27 protein-coding genes are annotated in these 22,527 nt (G+C 63.1%); 24 read left to right on the forward strand and 3 right to left on the reverse strand.

Annotated elements, in window-relative coordinates; translation table 11 throughout:
• The first annotated feature begins 157 nt into the window (after positions 1–157).
• The 21 genes from AC5Y4S_RS08220 (at position 158) to AC5Y4S_RS08320 (ending at position 16,870) form a co-directional block, all read left to right on the forward strand.
• Positions 158–721: a TetR/AcrR family transcriptional regulator gene (locus AC5Y4S_RS08220; RefSeq protein ID WP_500031884.1), complete on the forward strand. Its 564-nt coding sequence runs from the start codon at positions 158–160 to the stop codon at positions 719–721.
• Positions 708–1,295, forward strand: a complete 588-nt coding sequence (locus tag AC5Y4S_RS08225) for a pyridoxamine 5'-phosphate oxidase family protein (protein WP_500031886.1) — start codon at positions 708–710, stop codon at positions 1,293–1,295. The genes AC5Y4S_RS08220 and AC5Y4S_RS08225 overlap by 14 nt, the downstream gene beginning before the upstream one ends.
• The gene (locus tag AC5Y4S_RS08230) at positions 1,292–1,741 is read left to right on the forward strand and encodes an anthrone oxygenase family protein (protein ID WP_500031888.1); all 450 of its coding nucleotides are present in this window, start codon (positions 1,292–1,294) and stop codon (positions 1,739–1,741) included. Before AC5Y4S_RS08225 ends, AC5Y4S_RS08230 begins: the two co-directional genes overlap by 4 nt.
• Before the next feature lie 155 nt (positions 1,742–1,896).
• A complete protein-coding gene (locus AC5Y4S_RS08235) occupies positions 1,897–2,814 on the forward strand; it encodes an ABC transporter permease (protein ID WP_499963790.1) in 918 nt (305 codons plus the stop codon).
• Positions 2,814–3,662 carry an ABC transporter permease gene (locus AC5Y4S_RS08240; RefSeq protein ID WP_500031890.1) on the forward strand — a complete coding sequence of 283 codons (849 nt, stop codon included), beginning with the start codon at positions 2,814–2,816 and terminating at the stop codon, positions 3,660–3,662. Before AC5Y4S_RS08235 ends, AC5Y4S_RS08240 begins: the two co-directional genes overlap by 1 nt.
• Before the next feature lie 47 nt (positions 3,663–3,709).
• Positions 3,710–4,690: an MlaD family protein gene (locus AC5Y4S_RS08245; RefSeq protein WP_500031892.1), complete on the forward strand. Its 981-nt coding sequence runs from the start codon at positions 3,710–3,712 to the stop codon at positions 4,688–4,690.
• Positions 4,687–5,688 (forward strand): MlaD family protein, encoded by a 1,002-nt coding sequence (locus AC5Y4S_RS08250; protein WP_500031894.1) that lies wholly within the window; start codon positions 4,687–4,689, stop codon positions 5,686–5,688. Before AC5Y4S_RS08245 ends, AC5Y4S_RS08250 begins: the two co-directional genes overlap by 4 nt.
• The gene (locus AC5Y4S_RS08255; protein ID WP_500031897.1) at positions 5,676–6,644 is read left to right on the forward strand and encodes an MlaD family protein; all 969 of its coding nucleotides are present in this window, start codon (positions 5,676–5,678) and stop codon (positions 6,642–6,644) included. Before AC5Y4S_RS08250 ends, AC5Y4S_RS08255 begins: the two co-directional genes overlap by 13 nt.
• A 44-nt stretch (positions 6,645–6,688) precedes the next feature.
• Complete coding sequence (locus AC5Y4S_RS08260) at positions 6,689–7,738, forward strand: MlaD family protein (protein WP_500031901.1); 1,050 nt, start codon at positions 6,689–6,691, stop codon at positions 7,736–7,738.
• Positions 7,738–8,730: an MlaD family protein gene (locus AC5Y4S_RS08265; protein WP_500032202.1), complete on the forward strand. Its 993-nt coding sequence runs from the start codon at positions 7,738–7,740 to the stop codon at positions 8,728–8,730. The genes AC5Y4S_RS08260 and AC5Y4S_RS08265 overlap by 1 nt, the downstream gene beginning before the upstream one ends.
• The gene (locus tag AC5Y4S_RS08270; protein ID WP_500031904.1) at positions 8,727–9,755 is read left to right on the forward strand and encodes an MlaD family protein; all 1,029 of its coding nucleotides are present in this window, start codon (positions 8,727–8,729) and stop codon (positions 9,753–9,755) included. The genes AC5Y4S_RS08265 and AC5Y4S_RS08270 overlap by 4 nt, the downstream gene beginning before the upstream one ends.
• 48 nt (positions 9,756–9,803) lie before the next feature.
• Entirely contained in the window at positions 9,804–10,556 is a 753-nt protein-coding gene (locus AC5Y4S_RS08275; RefSeq protein WP_500031906.1) for a hypothetical protein, read from the forward strand.
• A gap of 29 nt (positions 10,557–10,585) precedes the next feature.
• Positions 10,586–11,218 carry a hypothetical protein gene (locus AC5Y4S_RS08280; protein ID WP_500031908.1) on the forward strand — a complete coding sequence of 211 codons (633 nt, stop codon included), beginning with the start codon at positions 10,586–10,588 and terminating at the stop codon, positions 11,216–11,218.
• Between the two features lie 63 nt (positions 11,219–11,281).
• Entirely contained in the window at positions 11,282–11,749 is a 468-nt protein-coding gene (locus AC5Y4S_RS08285) for a hypothetical protein (RefSeq protein WP_500031910.1), read from the forward strand.
• 42 nt (positions 11,750–11,791) lie between these two features.
• Entirely contained in the window at positions 11,792–12,175 is a 384-nt protein-coding gene (locus tag AC5Y4S_RS08290; RefSeq protein ID WP_500031912.1) for a hypothetical protein, read from the forward strand.
• 29 nt (positions 12,176–12,204) lie between these two features.
• The gene (locus tag AC5Y4S_RS08295) at positions 12,205–12,687 is read left to right on the forward strand and encodes a hypothetical protein (RefSeq protein ID WP_500031915.1); all 483 of its coding nucleotides are present in this window, start codon (positions 12,205–12,207) and stop codon (positions 12,685–12,687) included.
• A 128-nt stretch (positions 12,688–12,815) separates the two neighbouring features.
• A complete protein-coding gene (locus AC5Y4S_RS08300; protein WP_500031918.1) occupies positions 12,816–13,430 on the forward strand; it encodes a flavin reductase family protein in 615 nt (204 codons plus the stop codon).
• Between the two features lie 32 nt (positions 13,431–13,462).
• Positions 13,463–14,677 (forward strand): acyl-CoA dehydrogenase family protein, encoded by a 1,215-nt coding sequence (locus AC5Y4S_RS08305; RefSeq protein WP_500031921.1) that lies wholly within the window; start codon positions 13,463–13,465, stop codon positions 14,675–14,677.
• Between the two features lie 33 nt (positions 14,678–14,710).
• Positions 14,711–15,571 (forward strand): fumarylacetoacetate hydrolase family protein, encoded by an 861-nt coding sequence (locus AC5Y4S_RS08310; protein ID WP_500031923.1) that lies wholly within the window; start codon positions 14,711–14,713, stop codon positions 15,569–15,571.
• 38 nt (positions 15,572–15,609) lie between these two features.
• Complete coding sequence (locus AC5Y4S_RS08315; protein ID WP_500031927.1) at positions 15,610–16,530, forward strand: VOC family protein; 921 nt, start codon at positions 15,610–15,612, stop codon at positions 16,528–16,530.
• A gap of 34 nt (positions 16,531–16,564) precedes the next feature.
• Positions 16,565–16,870, forward strand: coding sequence for a Dabb family protein (locus tag AC5Y4S_RS08320; protein ID WP_500031929.1), 306 nt, complete (start codon positions 16,565–16,567; stop codon positions 16,868–16,870).
• On the opposite strand, the gene AC5Y4S_RS08325 is transcribed toward AC5Y4S_RS08320, so the two are convergent.
• The 3 genes from AC5Y4S_RS08325 to AC5Y4S_RS08335 all read right to left on the reverse strand — a co-directional run bounded on the left by AC5Y4S_RS08325 (position 16,860) and on the right by AC5Y4S_RS08335 (position 19,201).
• Complete coding sequence (locus AC5Y4S_RS08325) at positions 16,860–17,153, reverse strand: ferredoxin (RefSeq protein ID WP_500031931.1); 294 nt, start codon at positions 17,151–17,153, stop codon at positions 16,860–16,862. The genes AC5Y4S_RS08320 and AC5Y4S_RS08325 overlap by 11 nt on opposite strands.
• A complete protein-coding gene (locus AC5Y4S_RS08330; protein WP_500031933.1) occupies positions 17,075–18,280 on the reverse strand; it encodes a cytochrome P450 in 1,206 nt (401 codons plus the stop codon). The genes AC5Y4S_RS08325 and AC5Y4S_RS08330 overlap by 79 nt, the downstream gene beginning before the upstream one ends.
• Positions 18,281–18,529: 249 nt before the next feature.
• Positions 18,530–19,201 (reverse strand): FadR/GntR family transcriptional regulator, encoded by a 672-nt coding sequence (locus AC5Y4S_RS08335; RefSeq protein ID WP_500031936.1) that lies wholly within the window; start codon positions 19,199–19,201, stop codon positions 18,530–18,532.
• Between the two features lie 369 nt (positions 19,202–19,570).
• On the opposite strand from AC5Y4S_RS08335, the gene AC5Y4S_RS08340 reads away from it, so the two are divergent.
• The 3 genes from AC5Y4S_RS08340 to AC5Y4S_RS08350 are packed head-to-tail and all read left to right on the forward strand — an operon-like array spanning position 19,571 to position 22,526.
• Complete coding sequence (locus AC5Y4S_RS08340) at positions 19,571–20,338, forward strand: MlaE family ABC transporter permease (protein WP_500031938.1); 768 nt, start codon at positions 19,571–19,573, stop codon at positions 20,336–20,338.
• Positions 20,335–21,183 carry an ABC transporter permease gene (locus AC5Y4S_RS08345; protein ID WP_499963827.1) on the forward strand — a complete coding sequence of 283 codons (849 nt, stop codon included), beginning with the start codon at positions 20,335–20,337 and terminating at the stop codon, positions 21,181–21,183. Before AC5Y4S_RS08340 ends, AC5Y4S_RS08345 begins: the two co-directional genes overlap by 4 nt.
• Before the next feature lie 2 nt (positions 21,184–21,185).
• Entirely contained in the window at positions 21,186–22,526 is a 1,341-nt protein-coding gene (locus AC5Y4S_RS08350) for an MCE family protein (protein ID WP_500031940.1), read from the forward strand.
• Position 22,527 lies beyond the last annotated feature (1 nt).

Below are 22,527 nucleotides of genomic sequence, written 5' to 3' on the forward strand. Positions count from 1 at the left end.
TAGATGCAATACGGATCCGTACTCTTTCTGGTTATAACTACTCGAAAACTGGTTGTGCTTATGACCACACATCGATACGATACCGTACGCTATGACCCAGGACACAGGTTCCGACCGGACGGCAAACAGTCGAGGCGCCAGCCGAGCGGCGGCGATATTGGACGCCACGCTGCGGTTGCTCGGGGACGTTGGATACGACCAACTGACCATCGATGCGGTCGCCGCGCTGGCCCGATCGAGTAAGACGACGATCTACCGGCGCTGGCCAGACAAGTCCGCGCTGGTGTGCGCAGCCCTGGTCTCAGCTTCCGTGCGGCATCCGGAACTGCCCGCGGGCGCCACCAGCCTGCGCGAGGATCTGTTGGCACTTACTGCGCTGTTCGCGAAGGTTGCGAGCATCGAGGACCCCGGCGCCTTCGCCAGCCTGCTCGCTGCCGCGCAAAAAGACCCGGCGATCGCGACCGCGGTCCGCGCTACGGCGGTCGAACCCCGTCGTCGTGACTGCCGCGATGTCATTCAGCGCGCCATCGGCCGGGGCGAATTACATGATCCGCGGCTGGCCACCGCCCTCTACGAGACCGCGATCGGGCAGATGATGGTGCGCTTCTTGCTCCAATCCGACGGCTTCGACGAGGCGCGACAAATCGACTTCGTCGACAACACCTTGATTCCCATGCTCAAAGCACACGATAAGGAGGCCGGCCCCGATGCCGATCGCTGAACCTGACCTGGAGCAGGTCGAAAACGACATAGCCGAGCTGCTGCGGACCGAAGAACTCGGCTCGCTCGCGGTCGTTGGCCCGAACGGCGGGCCCGCGGTGTCGATGATGCACTTCGCGTCCGACGGCCTCATCGTGTACTTGCACACCTTCACCTATTCACGCAAACACGAGGCGATCGCTCGGGACGCCCGGGTCAGTTACACGATCGCGGCGATTCCGCCGGACGGCTTTTACGGCCGAGGGCAGCTGCGCGCCATTCAGGTCGAGGGGCGCGCCACCTTCGTAACCGATCCCGCGGAGATCCAACGCGCGGTCGAGGTCAGCCGCGAGCAATTCGAATGGATGAAGGACTTGTCGCTTTACGACACCTTCGACAAGGGCACGGCCCACCACCAGACCTTCATTCGGATCGACCCGGTCGAGGCGCTGTGGAACGACAATCGCGTGCGGTTGCTGTGGCGCAAGATCGTTACGTTCACGGCAGATGGCAAACACGTTGCGGCGCTTTCGCCATATGAAACCAAGCTGCGGGCGATGACGCCTGCCGATGGTGACGGGAGCGCAAGGTCATGACGATCATGCATGCCAGCGCGTGGCTGATGGCCTTGTTCGCCGGGCTGTTCGGCGGCGGGATCCTGATCGTCGCCGTCGAGCGACTCAACCTATGGCGGCGGATGCCCGTGGATCAATACGTCGTCGACTTTCGCCGATCGTTGTATCGGCTCGATCCCTTGATGCCGATCCTCGGCGCTCTCGCAGGGGTGAGCGCGGTGGTTTTCGCACTCAACAGTAGTGGACGTGCGGCGGCGCTCGCCTGGGTCGGCACGGGGCTCATCGGCGTCATCATGATGGCCTCCATCCTTATCGCAGAGCCGATCAATTCGAAATTTCGCCGCCTTTCCGAGGGTGAAGCACCCGATGGGGTTGACCAGTTGCGGGTCACCTGGCGCCGCTTTCATTTGGCGCGCACGGCTGTGGCGTTGGCCGCGCTCGCTTGTCTTGCCGGCGCGGTCGCCTAGATCATGCAAATGTTCACCCGGGATGGCAATGCGGCCACCACACCTGCCGGAAGGCAAGATGAAACATGTCTTGCGGCAAGTGTTTTCGGTCTTTCCGACGGGTGGTCAGCAGGGCCGGAGGGGCGCTGGGAATGTTTCGGAGTCGGGGACCGGTGATGGCGACCGACATCAGCGACAGGCCGGCGCGCGAACAGTCGGCTGCCGACGTCTTGGACGCAGTGACAGCAGGCAGGGCGCAAAGATCGACGGCCGCGCGCTTTGCGTCGGTCGGCAAAGCGACATCCCGGGTCCGCTCGATTCCCGCGCGGTCGCTCGCCACGATTGGACGCGGTGCGGCACTGGGCGTGGCCGTGCTGCGCTACTCGGTCCTCGACACCATCACCCTGAGGCTGCCTGCCGGCGAATTCTTGGTGCAGGCATGGTTGCTGCTCACCGTCACCGCGATACCGGCAGTCCTCATGGCCATCCCGTTCGGCGCGATGGTGTCGGTCGTCTCCTCGGGGCTGGTCAATCAGGTCGGCGCAAGCTCACTTCTTGGCGCAGCAAGCGGCGCCGGCGTTGTTCGCCAGGGCGCACCGATCACCGCCGGATTGTTAATGGGCGGCGCGGCGGCTTCTGCCATCGCCTCCGACTTCGGTGCGCGCGCGATTCGCGAGGAGCTCGACGCGCTCCGGGTGATGGGAATCAATCCCGTCCGCCGACTGGTGGTCCCGCGTTTCTTGGCCTTGGTGGCAATCGCGCCGATCCTGATCGTGGTCATCCTGGTATCGGGCACAACGGCCTCCTACATCCTTGCGGTCACCCTCAGCGATGTGACACCCGGAAGCTTTTGGCAGTCGTTTGGCCTATTCGCGCAAAAGACGGATGTCTGGTTTGCCATGGCCAAGACCGTCGTGTTCGCCGCGATCGTCGCCATAGTTTCGTCGCTCCGTGGCATGGAGGCGACGCGTGGACCGCGCGGTGTCGCCGACGCGGTGAGCTCCTCGGTCGTGCTCAACGTCATCTGCATCGTTATCGCGAACCTCGCCATCACCCAGCTCGAAGTGATGTTCTTCCCGACGGTGGTCGCCTGATGGCCACCCCATCAGCGTTGCTCCCGGCGCGATTGTCGTCCATGCGGCCCATCCAGCGCCCCCTCATGGAAGCCGGGCAGTGGTTGCTTTTCATCTGCCTGACGATGTGGTACCTGCCGCTGACGGTTCGCCGATACCACCGCCAAACCTTGCAGGCGATGAACAGTCTCGCCTGGGGCCGCGGCTCCATCATCGTCGACGGCGGCACCATCAGCGTGTTGATCCTGCTCGGCATCGCCGTCGGCGCCTCGGTGGCGATCGAGGGCTTCGCAATTCTGGACCTCATCGGATTCGGCGCGTTGGCGGGCATCATCGGCGGCGTCGGCACCGTCCGCGAGATCGGTCCGCTCGTCGCCGGTATCGCCTTCACCTCGCAGGCCGGCTGTCGGATGACCGCCGAAATCGGCGCAATGCGAATTTCCGAAGAGATCGACGCCGTGGAAGCGCTTGGCCTGCGGCCGATCCCATTCGTGGTCGGGACCCGCCTCATCGGCGGCCTGTTGGTGGTGATCCCGGGGTACCTGCTGACCCTGGTCGCCGCGTTCCTCGTGCAGAACGTGTTCATCACGGCGCTCTATAACCAACCCGCCGGCACGTATAGCCACTATCTGGCGATGTTCCTGACACCGACGGATCTTGCGTATTCGGTGATTAAGGCCGCTGTCTTCTGCATCGCGGTGACCTTGATCCATTGCTATTACGGATATTTCACCTCGGGCGGGCCGGTCGGTGTCGGCAAGGCGTCGGGCCGCGCCGTACGCGCAAGCCTGGTCACGATCATGGTGCTGGATTTCACGCTCACCGTGGCCCTCTGGGGCCTTCAACCACAGTTCGTCTTCCGGGGCTAGGTGCGCTCATGTTGCTCAGAGGCTCGCAGGAGTCGCAGGATCGGAAGTTGACGATCGCTGGTGTCGTAGTCGTATTATCCGCCATCGCAGTCGGTTTCGTCGTCGTCTGGCATCCATCCGCGTCCGAAACGCCCGCAAGAATCTCGGTCGCTATCGATACTCCCTATGTCGGCCAAGGCGTGCGTGACGGCACCGCGATAGTGATGCATGGCGTCCAGGTGGGCGTCGTCAAGACCATATCGAGCTTGCCCGGCGGTGGTGTTCGGCTGCTGAGCGACCTGCAGAAGGACCCGGTGGCCGGACTGACCGACACCATGAAAATCGAGTTTCGGCCCATCAATTACTTTGGTGTGACGGGCATTACCCTCGCCGCCGGTTCGGGTGGACAACAACTGCGCAACGGCATGCAGATCACTACGGTGCCCCAGAACTCGACGCTGCAGGCGGTTTTGTCCCGACTCGGCCAGGTGTCCGTGAGCGCCCTGACCCCCAGGCTGATATCTGTCATCGATCGCATCGTTCAATACACCGATGGGCTAACCCCGCTCCTCGAAACGGTGCTCATCGCCACGCATGCCGTCGCCGACATCCAGACCGTCTCCACCGAACGCCTGCTGGCAACCACGACCGGGGTCAGCGTCGCATTTCCCACGTTCACCGATGCGCTCCTCGGTTCCGGCGAGGAGTTCACCGCCGTACCGCGTCGCTACAACGATGAACAGTGGCGCAACGGCGTGCAGGAGGCATACCGTGTCGGATCCACCGAACTCTTCGGTGGCTTCGGGCGGCTCGAGTCCAACTACGTCGACGACCTGCTGCCGGCGATCGACGGCGTCAAAGCCCTCACCGACCCGGTGCCCGCCCTGGTCAGACCGGACGACTTCGCTAACACGCTTGTGCAACTGCGTACCCGGCTGCAGAAGCTGTTCGCCGGTAACGGTGACCAGCGCGCCCTCCAGGTCAAGATTGTCCTCGATAACCTGCCCGGTGTGGCCGCTCCACTCGCCGCGATGGGAGGCCCGCAATGAGCTCCAGGGCGGCATTGCTACGACTGACAATCAGCGCCGCCGCCGCAGCCGTTCTCCTCGTCCTACTGCTAAGTGGCATCTCGCAACCCCTCAAGATGCAAACCCGGTCGTACAACGCGAAATTCACCGACATATCCGGCCTGCACGAGGGAGCTGACGTGCGTGTTCGCGGCGTCCTCGCAGGGCGGGTGCTTGCCACGGCGCTGCAACGACAGCAAGGACAAAGCGTTGCGTCCGTAGACTTCACGCTCGACAAGAAATACGGTGTCGTGTCCAACACCCGGATCGCGGTCAAGTACCAGACGCTCACCGGCTCGCGCTACCTCGATGTGCTCAACCCCTCCGAGGACTACCTACCGGCCAGCCTGGTGACGTCCGTGCCGACCGCGATGACGCAGCCGTCGTTTGACGTCACGCGACTCTTCAACGGCCTGCAACCCGTGCTCGCCACGCTGAATCCAGAGCAACTCAACGCATTCGCCGCGAACGCCGCCAACTTCTTGTCCGGCGATGGAAGCGGCTTCGCCCCGGTGCTGGACAGTATCCACAAGCTCACCCAGTTTCTCGCCGACCGCCAGCAGGTCGTGGCCACATTAATGCGCAACCTCTCCGAGGTTTCCGAGGTCATGTCGGGGCACGCGGAGGACTTCACCAAGATAATCAACGGACTGAACACCCCCATCGACAGCGCGCTGACGGTGTTGGACGAATTCCGTAAATCCCAGCTCTACGGACCTGATTTCGTCGAGCCGCTGCTGCGCTTGCTGACCAATCTCGGATTCAAGCCGGACGACGACATCGACAGGGCGCTGGACACGGCATTCAACAACGTCGACAGAACCCTCGACGCGTTCAAACTGATTCCGGTGATGTGGGAAAACATCCCCCCGCCGGCCGAAGCGGGGGAGCCGCAGCCTTGCGCTCGGGGTCGCGCGCAGCTGCCCATGACGATGGATGTCCTGCTCAACGGGCAACGGGTGGTCTTATGCAACCGGTGAAACTGCTACGCAACCCGATGGTTTGGGGCGCCGGCGCGCTGGCGCTGGTGACGGTGGTGGCGGTCGTGGCCGGCTTGCTCTATGTCAGCCCGCCCGGTCAGAAGACCATTACCTTCTACACCGACGACGCGGCTTCGGTCGTGCCGGGAGACCAGGTCCGGATCGCGGGCATCTCCGTGGGCAAGGTCAAAGATGTCTTGCTGGAGGCCGACCGCGTGCGGGTGCGGGCACGCGTCGATGACAGCGCGTTTGTCGGGAACAAGTCCGCGATCGAGGTCCGTATGCTCACCGTCGTCGGTGGCTACTACGTCAACCTCATTTCCCTGGGTGATCGTCCGCTGGGCGCCGACGCCATTCCGCTGGAACGGGTGACCATGCCTTACAGCCTGATTCGCACGCTCAACGACGTGACGAAGGTGACCGACAACCTGAGCGCCAAGCCCCTCAACGAATCCCTCAATGAATTACAAACGGGCCTGCGTGGCGACAACTTGGATGCGCTGACCGCAATAATTGACGCCGGTAATTCCATCATGTCGACGATCGACCGGCAGCGCGGTCAGATCACTTCCATCCTGAACCTCAGCGACGAATACATCCAGCGGCTGAGCGAGTTCCGCCAAGAATTCAAAACGCTGGTCGAGAAGGTGGCCATCATTCAGTCCATCTTGGAGCTCTACAGCAAGGGATTCGGTGGCGCCCTGTGGGGGATCGGCGTCGCGATCGACGCGCTCAAACCGATCGGGCTCTTTTATGACAAGCACCGAGCGCAGTTCCTCGAGAAGGTCCGCAACTTCTTGGCCAAGGGCCGGATCTGGATCGACCACAACGGCGTGATCGTGCGGGGCCTGCGGGATCTGCAGCACCACTTCGAGCGGATCCTCGACGTGCAGCAGGACCGGCCGGAACTGTTGGCCACCGACCTGTGCATACCGATGCCGGGGGCGTCATGTTAGCGAGGACGTCACGCGCGCATCGCGTGCTCCGAACGGGCGCGGTATTGATCTGCGCCGCCGCGGTGGCCCTGGTGTGCGGCTCATGGACGCCGTTTCGGCAGGAGCAATACGTCGGCTACTGCGCCATCATGCCCGACAGCATCGGCCTCTATGTCGGCAATCCCGTCACCCAAATGGGTTACAAGATCGGGGAAGTCAGCGCCATCACCCCAGCCCTGCGTGACGTCCGTGTCGATTTCAAAGTCGACAAAAGCCGTCCGCTGCCGGCCGATGTCAGAGCGGTAACCCGATCCCCCTCGCTGCTGGCGGACCGGGCGTTGGAACTCGTCGGCAACTACACGTCCGGTCGCCAATTGTCGGGCAAGGACTGCATTCCGCTGTCGAGATCTGTGACGCCCAAAAGCCTCTCCGACATCATCGGTTCAGCGACCAGCTTCCTGAACGCCATCAACCCCGAGGGCTCGACGAACATCGGCGACGTTGTCACCGGCCTCGACAAGGCGCTTCGAGGCAACGGGCCAGGGCTAAGTCAACTGCTGACCACCTCGTCGGCAGTCCTGGACGCCCCCGATCGTGCGGTCGCCGATATCCGGTCCATCATCATCAACCTCGCAACGCTGACGTCAACGCTCAGGGAAATCAGCGGGCCGCTGAAGTACAGCATGCTCACGACCTACAAGACCACCGAAGACGTCGAAAAGGCGTTGGCCACCCCAGTTTTTCAAGGCGTGATACCGCTGGTCGGTGCGGCGTCGGACATCGAAGTCGAACTCGGTGACGAGATCCAGACCGTGCTCAACGACGCCGAATGGGCGCTTCGCAAAATCGGCGCGCACGCCACGTTGTTTGCCAGTCTGATGAAGCCGTACCCCGTCCTGCTCAACTGGCTGGAACGCCATGCCAATGACAAGCAGTTCTTCACGATCAGGTACCGGCCGCCGCTGTATCGCATCGCCACCCCCGTCGACGGGCTGATCACGTGCGCAACGCTAAACGCCGCAACTCCCGGCAGTTGCACAGACGTGGGCGGAAAGCCGTACGCGGTGGACGTGGCGCTGCTGCAGTACGTGTTGACTCAGGCGGCCAAGCGATGATACGCCGCGCCAGATCCCTTGCGATCACGATCGCCACCGCTGCCGTGGTCTCGTCGTGCGCGTCGATCGACGTGAATGCCCTTCCGGCGCCGGGCAATTCATTCCAGGACGGCTACGTCCTGGTGATGGAGTTCGACAACGTCCTCAACCTGCCGGCCCGCGCGAAGGTGACGCTGGACGGCATCACCGTGGGCATCGTCACCGGCGTCGCTGTGGCAGCCAACCACGTGGACGTCACGACGCGAATCGACTCCGCCGTGTCGGTGCCGTCCAATATCCGCGCCAGCTTGCAGCAGGCTACCGTCCTGGGCGATATCTACGTGGCGCTGGGACGCCCGCCCGAGGGAGGCCCCGCGGCGCCCGCCTTAGCGCCGGGCTCACGGATCCCCTTGACACACACCGCATCTCCACCACAGCTCGAAGACACCATCGCTCATCTGGCCGATTTCGCGGGCAGCGGATCCCTGCAACGCATCCAGAACACGATCATCGGCATCAACCGGGTAACCCCACCCCCGGCAGACATCCGCAAGATCGCTTCGCAGTTTGCCGCCGACATCTCCGGCCTATCGAACAACATCGACAACGTCGACCTCTTGCTGAACGGAACGGCGCAGACGGCCCAAGTCCTGCATAACCGGACGCCCATGCTGAAGACCTGGTTCAGCGCGCAAGGCATGAGCGGTTGGAAGCATGCGTATGACCTCTACCAATACACAGGCACCGCATACCCGAGCGTGGGCACCATCTACTCGGGCGGATTTTGGATCGTCCCGCTGCTGAATTCGATGGCCGACGCCGCCGGAGCGGTCCAGAAATCCAAGTGGGCGTTCGAAAGCGAGGTTCACGAATGGCGAAAGCTCTTCACGGATTACTACCTGCCGCAGGATAAGTACCCGGCCATAAACATCACGTCCATCGTCGGGCCCGACGGCCGAGAGCTGTCCGGCAACGTGCACGACGTCCTGCGGATCCTTGGTGCGATGCCATGAAAGTCAAAGGCGCCCTATCGTTTGCCGCGTTCGCGGTCATGGTTGTGTTCGCTCTCGGCTACTTCAGGTCGATGGGCGTGAGTCTGACACCCGCGCCTCAGCGTACGAGCGTATCCATGGCGGTGCACGATATCAGCGGCCTGGTGGTCGGGTCGAGTGTGCAATTGCGGGGCGTCCCGATCGGCGCGGTCACGGGCATCACCACCTCGCTCGCGGGTGCCACGGTCAATTTCTACATCGACAGCCACTACAAAATTCCGATGGACAGCGATATTCGCCTGGAAAACCTATCCGCTCTTGGTGAAGCCTATGTCGAGTTCGTCCCGCGCAGCGAAGGCGGGCCGACGCTGCAGGATGGCCAGCGGCTTGCCACCGAGGCGATAACTCAACCCCCGTCGATCTCCGACCTGGCGACGACGGTGGTCCGGGTACTCAACCAGTTCGACCCCCCAGCGCTGGAACGCATCGTTGACGAAACCGATGCCGCCTTGCCAAGTCCCACCGCGGTGCTGCCCAATTTGTCGCGCACGGCCACGCTGCTCAGAAACACCGCGGCAACCATGCATGGCAAGGGACGCGACCTGCTTGACAACTTCCAAGTGCTATTGCGCAACGCGCATTGGGTCGGGCCCGTAATCGCCTTCAACACACCGTGGCTCACCAAGATGGGACACGACTTCGCCGCACTCAACGATGCGGCGGTGGTGCTGCACGACCGCGGTGCACCGCAGACGTTGCACAACCTCTCGCACCTGGTCGGCCGGCTCGAGCATTTCCTCGATCATTCCGGGGGAGATGTCAAGGTGCTGATGCAGTCGATGCTGCCTTACCTGAACGACATATCGGGGGCGTTGATGAATCTGGATACCGCCCAGATACTTCGCAACGCATTGGCCTCGGTGCCGGAAGAGGGCGCCGTCACGCTCCATGTCACCATCCCCGATGCCCGCGCACCCGAAAATCCCCCGGCCGGTGTACCTCCGACGGGCGATCCCCCCAGTCTCACAGGCCCGGGCGCGCGCTGATAGGAACGGGGCGCGACATGCGCGGGGCAAACAAGAAAGGGGCAATCCATGAGCGATAACAACAACAACGGCGTGAAACTGAAGTCGGCCGCGACCGAGCCAACGGATCATGCTGTGGCGAAACCGGATCCAGGCCATGAGGGCGACCCGCAGAAGATAGAACCCGATGCTCCCGCCGCTGAGACGACCGATGCCACCGACGATGAAGACGGTGCTGATCCGGCCGATGAGCCGGCCGCCGATAAACGGAAACAGCGTGGCGAACGCGCACAACGGCGCCTGTCGATATCGGTCAGCGCGCGCGGCCTGCTATACGGCGCGCTGATTACCGCGCTGGTGGGCGCGCTCGCCACGTTCGTCTGGCTGTACATCGACGCGCGGCGCGAACTCGACGCGCAGGCCCGCAGGGCGGACAACTACGCGCACGCCGAGAAGCTGGCCCTGGACTACGCCGTCAACGCAGCGTCGATGAATTTCCAGGACCTCAACGGGTGGAAAGCCAAACTGGTGGCCGGAACCAGCCCCGAGTTGAACGAAAAATTAAGCAAGGCAGCCGACTCCATGCAACAGATCCTGGTCCCGTTGCAGTGGACCTCGAACACGCGACCGCTAATCGCCAAGGTTCGTTCGAACACGGCGGGTATCTACGTCGTCGACTGTTTCGTGAGCGTTCAAACCAAGACGGTGCAGGCCCCAGATCCGCTGATGTCCACGGCAACATACAGCCTCACTCTGGACAGCAATAAGAACTGGCAGATCACCGACGTCGGCGGAATCGGCGCGCTGACCGGCCAAAGATAGCTCGGGACATCCGGGGAATGAGGTGCACCATGCGTCATTGCCACTCGCGTTGGCGTGGAGTCGGTTTGGCGGCCGTACTGATCGCGTCCCTCATGGCGACCGCCGCCGTTGCTCCCGAGGCGAGCGCCGAGCCATCGGACCCACCAAGTAACGATCAACTGATCCGCCCGCTGCCCCCGATCGTCGTGCACCCGACGAACTGGGCGCCGAAGTTTCCCTTCCCGTACGACCAGACCAGGAACCAGGTCACTCCGGCAGACACCGGGGCGGAAGCCGAAATGTGCCAGTGGTACACCGCTCAGTACCAGATCATCAATGACCAAATCGAGCGGGTTCAATTCAACCGGATCAGCGCCAATGGGACGGACTGGGACTACACCGCGAAGAGCCTTCAGCAACAGGTCGACATCGTCACCGGCAACATAGACCAGTCGGTGAACTTTCTCGGCCCCCGCGCCCAGGCGCTCACCCAACGTCAAGACTTCGCCGGTGACAACTATTTTCCCCTCTATCAGGGCGAGGCCTTCTACGGCTTATGGCAGGAGCTCTCTAATGTGAGCAACGGCATCAAGGCCCATCAGCCCGATTGGTTCACCGGACCTTCCTACCTACGGGTGAAGAGGTTGGCCAGCGAGATCCACCGTTCGCACGTGTGCGATTGAAGGATCACCGCGATGCGTAATGTCCCACCCCGAAGCGGCGTGCGCCCCTCCGGCCGCCTTGCAATGCGCCGCGGCTACCGCTGCACCGCTGCGGTGATTATCGCCGCAACGGTGCTGGCTGCCAGCGCAGTTGGATTGCCTTTGGCCGCCGCCGACTTCGCGGGCAGTCTCAGGGATGCGGTGATGCAGGCACGTCAGGGCTCCCCGTGTGGAGCGTTGCGGCCCGAGGCGCTTGCCGACCAAACGGCCGCGATCGCCGCCCGCTCAACGGACACCTATCTCGATCACAACGCGCGGGTCATTCCGGTTTCGGACCCGCTCCCGATCTTGAAAGACCTCGGCCTCAACGCCGGCAAGGCAAAGTTGTTGCAGGGTGCCGGCCAAACCGAGGCCGACGCGATCAAGGCCATCTTGATCACCGGCTACAAAGAACTCCCGGACTGCTCCTACACGGCATATGGGACGAGCACGTTACCGAACACCAACGTCGGCAGTTGGTTCCTGTCCGCAGTCGTCTTGGTGGGGCCCTAGATGCGGTCGTCGCGATACCTGAACCGGAGTTGGGTTGTGGCGGTGGCGCTGACCACCGCAATCGTCGCCCTGCTGTCTGCCCCGGTCGCTCACGCGGAGGACACCGTTATCTATGAGATTGTCTCGGACCAGGACGACGTGCCTGCCGCAAACGTCGAATACAACGACCGGTCCGAACGCAAAGCATTACAGCACGTTTCACTGCCCTGGCGGCTCACCGCCGCGGTGCGAGACGCGGTCAGTCCGACGAAAGATGGCGCTGAAATTCGCGCCGACTGGCGGCCCTATCGCTGGCCGTACAAGTACGTCACGGTGCGCATCTACCTCGGAGACAAGCTGCTATGCGAAAGCACCCTCGATGTCGGCGATGCGACCTGCTACGGCAGCACGCCACACCGAAATTTCCCGCAAACCGGTGGGGAGTGATTGTGCGTAAGGAAGTTTCGTCTCGGTGGTTGGCCACCCTGTCGACCATCGCGCTGGCGCTGCTGAGCGCGCCCCGATCACATGCCGATCCGGTTGACGCGACGATCGCGCCCAATCCCTATCCGAAGGACAGCCTCGTCCTGGCGGCCTACACTCGCCTTGACCCCGCCCAGTATTTCCTGCCCGGCCTTTACGGGGTGTATTTCCTGACCCCTACCGGGCTCAACTGTGGGATCTGGCTCCGCGGAAGCTTTGGCTGCGCCGGTCCTCTTCCCGACACTCCGCCTGGAACTGACCACATCGGCTGGTTCAACGGGGATACCAGGGTTCATCATGATCCGGCGATCGCGATCGGGTTTCCCCGTGCGCAAGCGCAGCAGGTCCTGCCGCCCCGCAGCTATCTCAACTGGAATGAGACGACCTGCGCCACAATGGCGGACACCAGCACCTACTGCTACCGCGGCATGTTCCGCTTTCTCGTCACCCCGAACGGCACCTACCTCAACGGTTGATCATGTCCGATGCCCATCTTCGCCGCACCCCTCGCCCCGTTGCTTTATCGGGTGCGTTCCGCGATGGAGGGCCGTTGTCATGCGGTGCCTGTGATCCCGCTAGCAGGACCTTCCGCAAAATCAGCATGATGAATAACCACGAATCTATTGACAGGCGCATGGGCGGGCTCGCAGACTGCAAGGAAGCAATTCAGCATGGTGAATTTTGTGGGAAGGCCGCAGTGGTACCCGATCGGCACTTTCGCGACTTGATGGCGGGGGTCTGTGCCCCCGTAGCGATCGTGACGACCGCCGATCACGACGGGGCGCACGGCGCAACCGTGAGTTCGCTGGCATCGGTGTCGCTCCGGCCACCGCTGGTATCGATTGCACTGGATTGCGGCTCCGCGTTGTTGGCGCGCATCCTCGGAAGCCATCGGTTCGGGGTTAACGTACTCGGGCGCGCCCAGGACGAGCTCGCCGTCGTCTTCGCCAAAAGGGGAGTGGACCGATTCAACCAAGTGCGCTGGTCGATGGCAGATGGGTTGCCGCGTTTGGACGGCGCAGTCGGTTGGGCGGCTTGCGATCTCCATCAATCGGTGGAGGCCGGCGATCACGTGCTGCTCATCGGAATGGTGCACCACGCCTCATCGTCCCCCGAACCGCCTTTGATCTACGGCCACCGCACATTTGGCACACATTCGCAGTTCCAACAGCGGCCCCGCACGCCGATCACCGATCACATCGCCGCTTGTGCCCGCTGAATAGGGCATCCCTACACCGAGGAGTAAACGCGATGACAACCGTTCAGCCTTCGCTTGATGGCGGTACCGCGACGCCCCACGCCGCCGAGCTAGTGGCGCGCGTCAAGGAACTTCAGCCGCTGCTGTCGAAGAACGCGGTGGCCGGCGAACAGGACCGACGGGTCACAGAAGAAAGCATCGAGGCCCTGGCCCAGGCGGGGTTGTTCCGGCTGACCATACCGAAGCGCTACGGCGGATATGAGACCTCGATGCGTACCATGCTCGACGTTTGCGCCGCCGTCGCCGAAGCCGATGGCGGAACCGCGTGGATCGTCACTTTGATCAATGTCTGTAACTGGATGACCAGCCTGTTCAGTGCCCAGGCGCAGGACGAAGTCTTCGGCGCCAATCCCAATGCGAAGGTCTCTGGAGTGCTGGCGCCGACGTCGGAATCTCAAAAGACCGACGGGGGATGGAGGGTCAGCGGAAAGTGGTATTACAACTCGGGATCGTGGCATTCGGACTGGTCGGTGCTGGGCATCCCGATCACCGACGAGGCCGGCGAGGTCGTTGACCAGGGGCTCGCGCTGATCCCTCGCTCGGAGCTGCAGCTGGAGGACGTGTGGTTCGTCGCAGGCATGAAGTCCACCGGTAGCAACGCCGTCAGCGCTGAGAATGTATTCGTGCCCGAGCACCGCATCCTGCGGGTGCCCAATGCGATTCGCGGCGAGTATCCGTCGGAGCACACCGGCACGGAGCCCTTATACCGGTCGGCCTTCGTCCCCGTTGTCGCGTTGGTGCTCGTGGGTCCCCAGTTGGGCATGGGCAGGGCCGCGCTGCAATATGTGATCAGCAAGGCAGCCAAGAAGCCCATTTCCTACACCTTTTATGAAACCCAACAGGATTCAGTCGCCTTCCAGTTGCAGATCGCCGAAGCGGCGAGGCTGATCGACACTGCCCAGCTGCATGCGTATCGCGCTGCCAGCGATATCGACGAGGCGGCCGCCCGGGGCGAATACCCGGACTTCCTGACTCGCGCCCGGGTGCGATCCGACACCGGCTATGTCGCGGAGTCGATCACGCGTGCGATCGAGATTTTGTTGTCGGCGCATGGCGCGGGATCATTCGCGGATGTCAATCCACTGCAGCGGATTTGGCGTGACTCATCGACCGCGGCCCGGCACGCGGTGGTGTCGCCAATGGTTGCCTACGAGGTGTACGGCAAGGCGCTGCTGGGCGTCGAGGAAACCATCACCCCGCTGGTCTGAACGCAGCCGACCCGATAACGAAAGGACTTTCACGTGCGTGTGGCGAATCTTTGTGGCCGACTTGCGCTGGTGGCCGCCGACGGAGCGCGGGCGCTGGATGTGCAGGGCGCCAGCGGTGGCCGTTTCGACTCCTCGCCGCAGCAGATCTATGACGAGTGGGCGGAGTTCGTGTCGTGGGCCGACCGGGTCGACCTGGCCGCCGCCGAGCCGTTCTCTCCGAGTGACCTCGGAGCGCCGGCGCCGGCTCCCCGGCAAGTGTTCGCGATCGGCCTGAACTATCGCGCCCATGCCGCGGAATCGCACTTCGACGTTCCCGACGAGCCGACGGTGATGTTTACCAAGTGGCCGTCGTGCATCACGGGCCCGGTCACCACTGTCGAGCTGCCGTCGGGCGGCCATACCGACTGGGAGGTAGAGCTGGTCGCCGTCATCGGTGGCTCGGCGCATCGGGTCACGCAGAACCAGGCGTGGGATTATGTGGCGGGGTTGACGGTCGGGCAGGACCTTTCGGAGAGGATCACCCAAACTAGCGGCCCCTCACCGCAATTCAGCTTGGGAAAATCCCTGCCCGGTTTCGGTCCCACCGGACCGTGGCTGGTCACACCCGATGAATTCGACAACCCCGATGATCTCGAATTGGGTTGCACCATCGACGGAGAACAGATGCAAAAGGGTCGCACCCGCGATCTGGTATTTTCGGTGCCCGCCCTGATCTCGCGCCTGTCGCACAAGCTGCCGCTGCTGCCCGGCGACCTGCTGTTCACCGGCACACCCGCCGGAGTAGGTCTGGGCCGGACGCCCCCGCGTTATCTGGTCCCAGGTGAGGAACTGGTCAGCTACGTCAGGGGAATCGGAGAGCTGCGACAGCGATTCGTCGCCGGCGACGCCGTTTGAATCGTCCACATAACCCTTCGCAATAGCAGGAGGCCGCTATGGCCCTACACCGGCTGACCGCTGTCACCATCGGGGTGCCCAACGTCCCCGAAACACAGGCCTACTATTCCGAGTTCGGCTTGGAGGCTTATGGGGACGGCTGTTTCGCCACGCGTGACGGAGGTAGGCAGTTACGCATCGTCCACGCGCCGACGCGCAGGCTGATCGAAATGGAGCTCGGCGCCGAGGACGACGACGACATCGAGCGCATCGCAAGCAATCTGAAGCGTATCGGCGCGCGGCTGGAGCGACAACCACGTCAGGTCAGCGCCGTCGAATCCGTGACCGGTGTCCGTGTGACGACGGCCGTCACCGGCAGAATCGTCCAACTGCCCACACCGGTCCCGATGCCCAACACACCGGGCCGAGCCGCACGGACCGGCCAACGCGCACCGGGTGTCCTGCGCAGCGGGCGGGTCCGACCGCGCAAGCTCGGCCACGTCGTCCTGGGGACTACTAACCTCGAAGCGACGCAACGCTTCTTCCTCGACGGCCTCGGGTTCAAGGTCAGCGATCGCATCAAGGATGTGGGGGCATTCCTCCGCTGCTCGACCGACCACCACAACGTGCTTATTCTGCGAGCACCGGTGAGCTTCCTGCACCACACCTCCTGGCAGGTTGACGACATCGACGAGGTGGGGCGAGGCGCGTCGGCGATGCTGCAGGCCGATCCCGCACGTCACGTCTGGGGACTCGGCCGCCATCATGCGGGCTCGAATTTCTTCTGGTACCTCAAAGATCCGGCCGGCAACTTCAGCGAGTACTACGCCGATATGGATTCCATCGTCGACGACCAGCTGTGGACTCCGGAGACACTCGAGGGCGCACGGGGTTTGTTCAATTGGGGGCCGCCGCCACCGCCGTCGTTCCTGTCCCCCGAAGACCTGGGCGCGCTGATGATCGGGGCGCACGCGTCGTGAGCATTTCTGAGAAGGGCCTCCCGGCATGCCCGTAATGCACGTCGTCACGTTCACCTTCGCGTCTGACGTGGCTGACGCGGTGATGTCGGAACTTCGTGCGGCACTTGATGATCTCGCGCCACGCACCAAGGCCATCCGCTATTACCACGGACCCGACATTGGCGTGCGAGATGGCAACGCGCACTATGCCGTCACGGCGGTTTTCGAAAATCGACACGAGTTCCGGGACTATATCGCCGACCCGCAGCACCAGCAGATCATCCGCGAGAAGATCGCGCCGCACCTGCGTTATCGATCAGCCGTGCAGTTCGACGTGCCGTCCGATGGGTTTACCTCGTAGCGCGTCCCGATCGTTCACGTTCGCCGAGCCGGAGGGCGGCGACAGGGCAGGCTGTGGCGGCGTCACGCACTTGCGCCTCGTCGCGGTCCGGTACGTCCTCTGATAGCACGGTGAGATTTCCGTCTTCGTCAAGTGAGAAATACGCGGGTGCAACGACTTCACACATTCCGTGGCCCTCACATCGATCCCGATCGATTTCGATTTTCACGGCGCGTGCTCCCCGGTAAGCAGAACGGGAACAGACTGGACTCGTCTCGTCAGCGCCCCTGGACATTTCACCCATTTCGCGTCCGGGTCCAGCCTCATGCGGGGATAGCGATCGAGTAGGGCTCCGACGGCGACTCGGGCCTCGATACGGGCCAGCGGTGCGCCGATGCAGGTGTGGATCCCCCGTCCGAACGCCAGGTGGGCCGCTGGATTTGGCCGATCGAGGCGGTACGTCCGCGAGTCGGGGCCCCACCTGAATTCGTCGTGGTTCGCCGACTGGATGTTTAGGTAGACCTTCTTGCCGGCAGGCACGGCGTAAGAGTCGATCGTGGTGTCCCGCATCACGGAACGCACCATGAACTGAGCCGGTGAGTCAACGCGCAATGACTCTTCGATGGCGTTCGGCAATCGCGAGCGGTCGGCCAGTACTGCTTCAACATTGTTTCGGTTCTCCAGCAATCTGTAAAGACAGTTGGCAATGAGTGCCCGGGTGGTATCGGTCGAGGCCACCACCAGTTGGAGGATGTGTGTCATCACCTCCGCTGTTGACATGTCGGCCTCGCCCGGCCCGGCGAAGCATAAGTTGTCCAGAACGTCTTCTCGCCGGCTGTCGGGACGCGCGCGCCGCTCTGCCGCCAACTGGGCTAAATAACCTGTGAGGGAGGCGAATTCCGGGAGCTCATGGGTGGGCGCCGGAACCGTTGCGACGATCACGTCAGCCCACTGTTGGACGTGGCTCCACGCGTCCTGCGGGATGCCGATGAGCGCGTAGAGAACCTTCGCCGGGATGAAGTGCGCGTAATCCGCGTAGAGATCAACGTGCCCGGTGTCGGGAAGCGCGTTCAGGCAATCCGTAACGATCGACTCCACTTGCGGCGTCAGCTTCCGCAGCCGCGCGGGGGCAAAGTCCTTCAGCAGCCGTGCACGCAACGCGGTATGCGCCGGAGGGTCCGCCTGGGTGGCTACGGTGAACGGCCACTGGACATCTTCGGCCCCGACCGAGAAATTGCCCTTGCTCGAGAAATTTTCGGTGTCATCGAACACCTGACGCACACCGAGATCGGTGTTCACGCAGTAGAGGATGTCGCTGACCTGTCTGACGGGACAGCTTGTGCGGGAAACGTGCATCAATTCGTCGGGCTCGGCGATGTGCTGGGCGTTGAGCGGGTTGAAGAATTGGTCTGGTGCTGCGGAGGTTGTCACGTACGTTTCTCCTCTACCGCGGGTGTCGCCTCCCGGGGCTTAGCTGACCAGTGCAAAGTCATCGTGCGGCCACCAGCATTCTTCTTGAGAATCACAGGACCTTCCTGCATCCACCATGGTGAATCGACATCGTTCAAGTCTTGAGTGACGCAGACCACGCTGTCAAGAGAATCCTGCATATTCATCATGGTGAATTACTCGGCTTGTCGTGGCGGCGTACGCAGGGACGGCTACGGCGGGCCGGCGACCCTACTGGTTGACGGCGACCGATCGACTGGTATCGGCATCGCCGATCCAGGGCCCGGTCGCGTTGTGCTCGCGGATCAAGTCCAGCGCTCGCGGATCGTGTGCAGAGATGGCATCAACCAGGGCGACGTGAAGGTCGTAACGCTTGCGGATGTATTCCGATAGCGACTTGTCTTCGACGGGCTCCGCCGTCAAGAGGTGAGAGTCGGTGATTTCCAGCAGGTGCAGATAGAAAGACCGCAGCAGGGCGCTCGGGCTGATTTCGGCGAGCCTGATGTGTAGCTCCCAGTTCGCGCGTATGAAGCCGGTGTGATCGGCGCTCTCGGCAGCGACCTTCATTTGCTCCAGTTCGGTTCGCAGCCCGGCGATGTCATGGGCCGACGCGTATTCCAGCGCGTCTTGCACCAGCAGTGGATCGAGCGCGTGCCGCAGCCGAAACGCGTCAGCGAGGGACGCGGCGTCATCGCCGAGGGACAGCATCGCGTTGCCGAAACGCACCATGGGTGACTGTTGGCTGGCGAACAGGCCACCGCCGGGCCCAGACCGGACCGTGACGAGTTCGCGCGCTTGGACCATCCGCAGGGCCTCGTTGAACGTGCCCACCGACACTCCACATGCGGCGCGCAATTCGTCTTTGGTTCCTAGCCGTTCTCCCGGTTTGGCCGACATGGCCATTGTGGCCAACCGCTCCGCCGCTTGTTCGGGCCTCGTCAAGCCGCGCCCCGGTCTGCGTTCCCAATCGGCCCGGCGTAAGGCCGGAGGATCCACTGTCATCACCGCTCATCTTCCCACTCGTAACCCGGCCTGACGCGCTCCGACGCCCGGGCAACATTCAGCATATTGGATTACGCTCAATCTATTGACAAGTGACTGATATCACCCCAAACTCACACCAGGCAAATTGATCATGGTGAATTCCGATCGGCGCAACGAGGGGGTGGTTCAGCTGACGAAGCCGGGCCCTACCAGCAGCGACGCGCGGTGCGGTGACATTCTCGCGCGTCCCCGCCGTGATCCAGGCGCCCCCGGGCAAGGTCACCGCGGATGATCTCGATGGCGAACGCGGCCAGGCCCGCCTCGGCGGTCGGAGGCTTCTTCGCCATGGCGCTGGACACCCTGATGCTGGTTCCGCGGAAGCCATGGGCGTGGCGGGAGTTCCTACTTCAGTCCTGGTTCGTGGCAAGGGTGTCGTTGCTCCCGACGCTGATGCTGGCAATTCCCTACACCGTTTTGGTGGTCTTTACGTTCAACATCTTGCTCTTGGAATTCGGCGCCGCAGACTTCTGCGGGACTACCGCCGCTTTTGCCACCGTCACGCAGGTGGGCCCGATCGTCACAGTGCTGGTCGTGGCCGGCGCCGGCGCCACCGCGATGTGCGCCGACCTGGGCGCGCGCACCATCCGTGAGGAGCTGGACGCGCTGCGGGTGATGGGAATCAACCCGATACAGAAGCTGGTGGTGCCGCGAGTATTGGCGGCAACGCTCGTGGCCGTGCTGCTGTCGTCCGTCGTGATCACCGTCGGTCTGGTGGGCGGGTTCTTCTTTTCGGTGTTCATCCAGCACGTGACCCCGGGCGCATACGCGGCCGGGATGACGGTGCTCACCAGGTTTCCCGACGTCGTGCTGGCCGTCATCAAGGCCGGGCTCTTCGGCCTGGCGGCCGGACTCATCGCCTGCTACAAGGGAATTTCTGTCGGCGGCGGGCCCGCCGGTGTGGGCAACGCGGTCAACGAAACCGTCGTATACGCCTTCATGGCGTTGTTCGCGATCAACATTCTCACCACGGCCATCGGCGTGAAGGTCACACTATGACCGTCTCGCAGATGCCGTTTCCTTACCTGCAGCGGGGCCTGCGCCGGTGGGCGGGCGGATGGACCAGAATCGGCATCCAGACCCAGTTCTACGGAAGGACCGTCGGCTCCGTCGGCGATGTGTTCCTGCGCTACAAGCCCGAACTGCTGCGGTTGATCGCGCAGATGGGCCTGGGGACCGGGGCATTGGCGGTGGTCGGTGGCACGACGGTGATCGTTGCGTTTCTCACGATCACGACCGGGGCCCTGGCGGCGGTGATCGGCTACAACCAGTTTTCCGACATCGGGGTGGAGGCGCTGACCGGATTCGCGTCGGCCTATTTCAACGTGCGGTTGGCCGCGCCCTTGACATCGGGCATCGCCTTGGCCGCCACCATCGGGGCCGGCGCGACGGCCCAACTCGGCGCGATGCGGATCAACGAAGAGATCGACGCGCTGGAGGTCATGGGCATCCGTTCCATCGCTTATCTGGCATCGACGCGACTCGTGGCCGGAGTGATCGTGGTGATCCCGTTGTATTGCGTCGCGGTGTTGGCGGCGTTCGCGTCGGCAAAGATCAGCACCACGGTCATCTATGGGCAATCCACGGGCGTATACGACCACTATTTCAACACCTTCTTATATCCGATGAGTTTGGTGTGGTCGTTCCTGCTGGCGGTGTCGATGGCAGTCGTCATCATGCTGGTCCACACCTACTACGGCTACACCGCCTCGGGGGGACCCGCCGGAGTCGGTGAAGCAGTGGGCCGTGCGGTACGAACCTCGCTCGTGGCGTCGGGAGTCTTGACGGTCTTCATCTCACTGGCCATTTACGGGCAGTCCGGCGGATTCAACCTGTCGGGTTAGCCATGCCAGCCAAAGCGAAACACCGTCACGTCCACCCGGCCTTGTGGACGGCGGTTCTCATCGTGGTCGTACTAGCCTTCGTCTGGCTCTGCTCGGCCATGTTCGCCGGCGCACTGAACGCTTACGTACCAGTGACTGTCGCATCGGACCGCGCCGGTCTGGTCATGGAGTCGGGCGCCAAAGTCAGACTGCGCGGCGTGCAAGTCGGCCGTGTCTCCGGCATCGAAGCCGGAAACCCCATTCGCCTCAAGCTCGACCTCTTCCCGGATCAGATCAAACACATCCCCGCCAACGTCGAAGCCCAGATCCGCGCGACCACCCTGTTCGGCGCGAAATATGTCGACCTGGTCTATCCCGATAATCCGAGCCGGCAACATCTTTCGGCCGGAGCCGTGCTGTGGTCGCGCAACGTCACGACCGAGGTCAATACCGTTTTCGAGAACTTGGTCAAGGTTCTTCATCAGATCGACCCCCCGAAGCTGAACGCGGTCTTGACCGCCCTGGCCGAGGGGGTGCGCGGCCGCGGCGAGCGCATCGGAGAGGCCATCACGGCCAGCAATCACGTGCTCGGCGAGGTCAATCCGCGGATGCCAACGCTGGAGCGCGACTGGCGATCGCTCGGGGATGCCGCCGGCGCGTACGGCGGCGCAGCCCAGAACATCCTTGAGACCGTCAGGTCGTTCACCACAACCAGTGCCACCCTCACGGCTCGGGCGTCCGACCTGGATGACCTGCTCCTCAACGTCATTGGCGTTTCCCAAGCCGGAATCGACCTGCTTGCGCCCAACCGGGACCACCTGGTTCGGGCGGTCAACGTGCTGCAACCCACGACCGATTTGCTGCTCAAATACAACCCCGAGTACACCTGCCTGCTGGTGGGCGCTAAGTCGTGGCTTGACAACGGCGGCTACAACGTCGCCGGAGCGCAGAACGGTCGCAGCATTCTGCTCGACGACGCGTTCCTTTTGGGTAGTGACCCGTACCGGTACCCCGACAACCTGCCGATCGTGGCGGCCAAGGGTGGTCCCGGCGGCAAACCGGGCTGTGGGTCGCTGCCCGACGTTGCAGCGAATTACCCTGTGCGGCAGCTTGTTACCAACACAGGTTGGGGTACCGGCCTCGACATCCGGCCTAATCCCGGTATCGGCTTTCCGGGTTGGGCCAACTTCTTTCCCGTCACACGCGGCAAGCCCGAGCCCCCAAGCATCCGGTATTTCGGGCCCCCCGCGCCCGGGCCGGTGCCCTACCCCGGCGCACCGCCCTATGGCGCGCCGCAGTACGCACCCGACGGCACACCCCTCTACCCGCCGCCGCCCGGACCACCACCTGCGCCGTCACCGTGAC

Source organism: Mycobacterium sp. NGS64 (genome assembly GCF_059812245.1).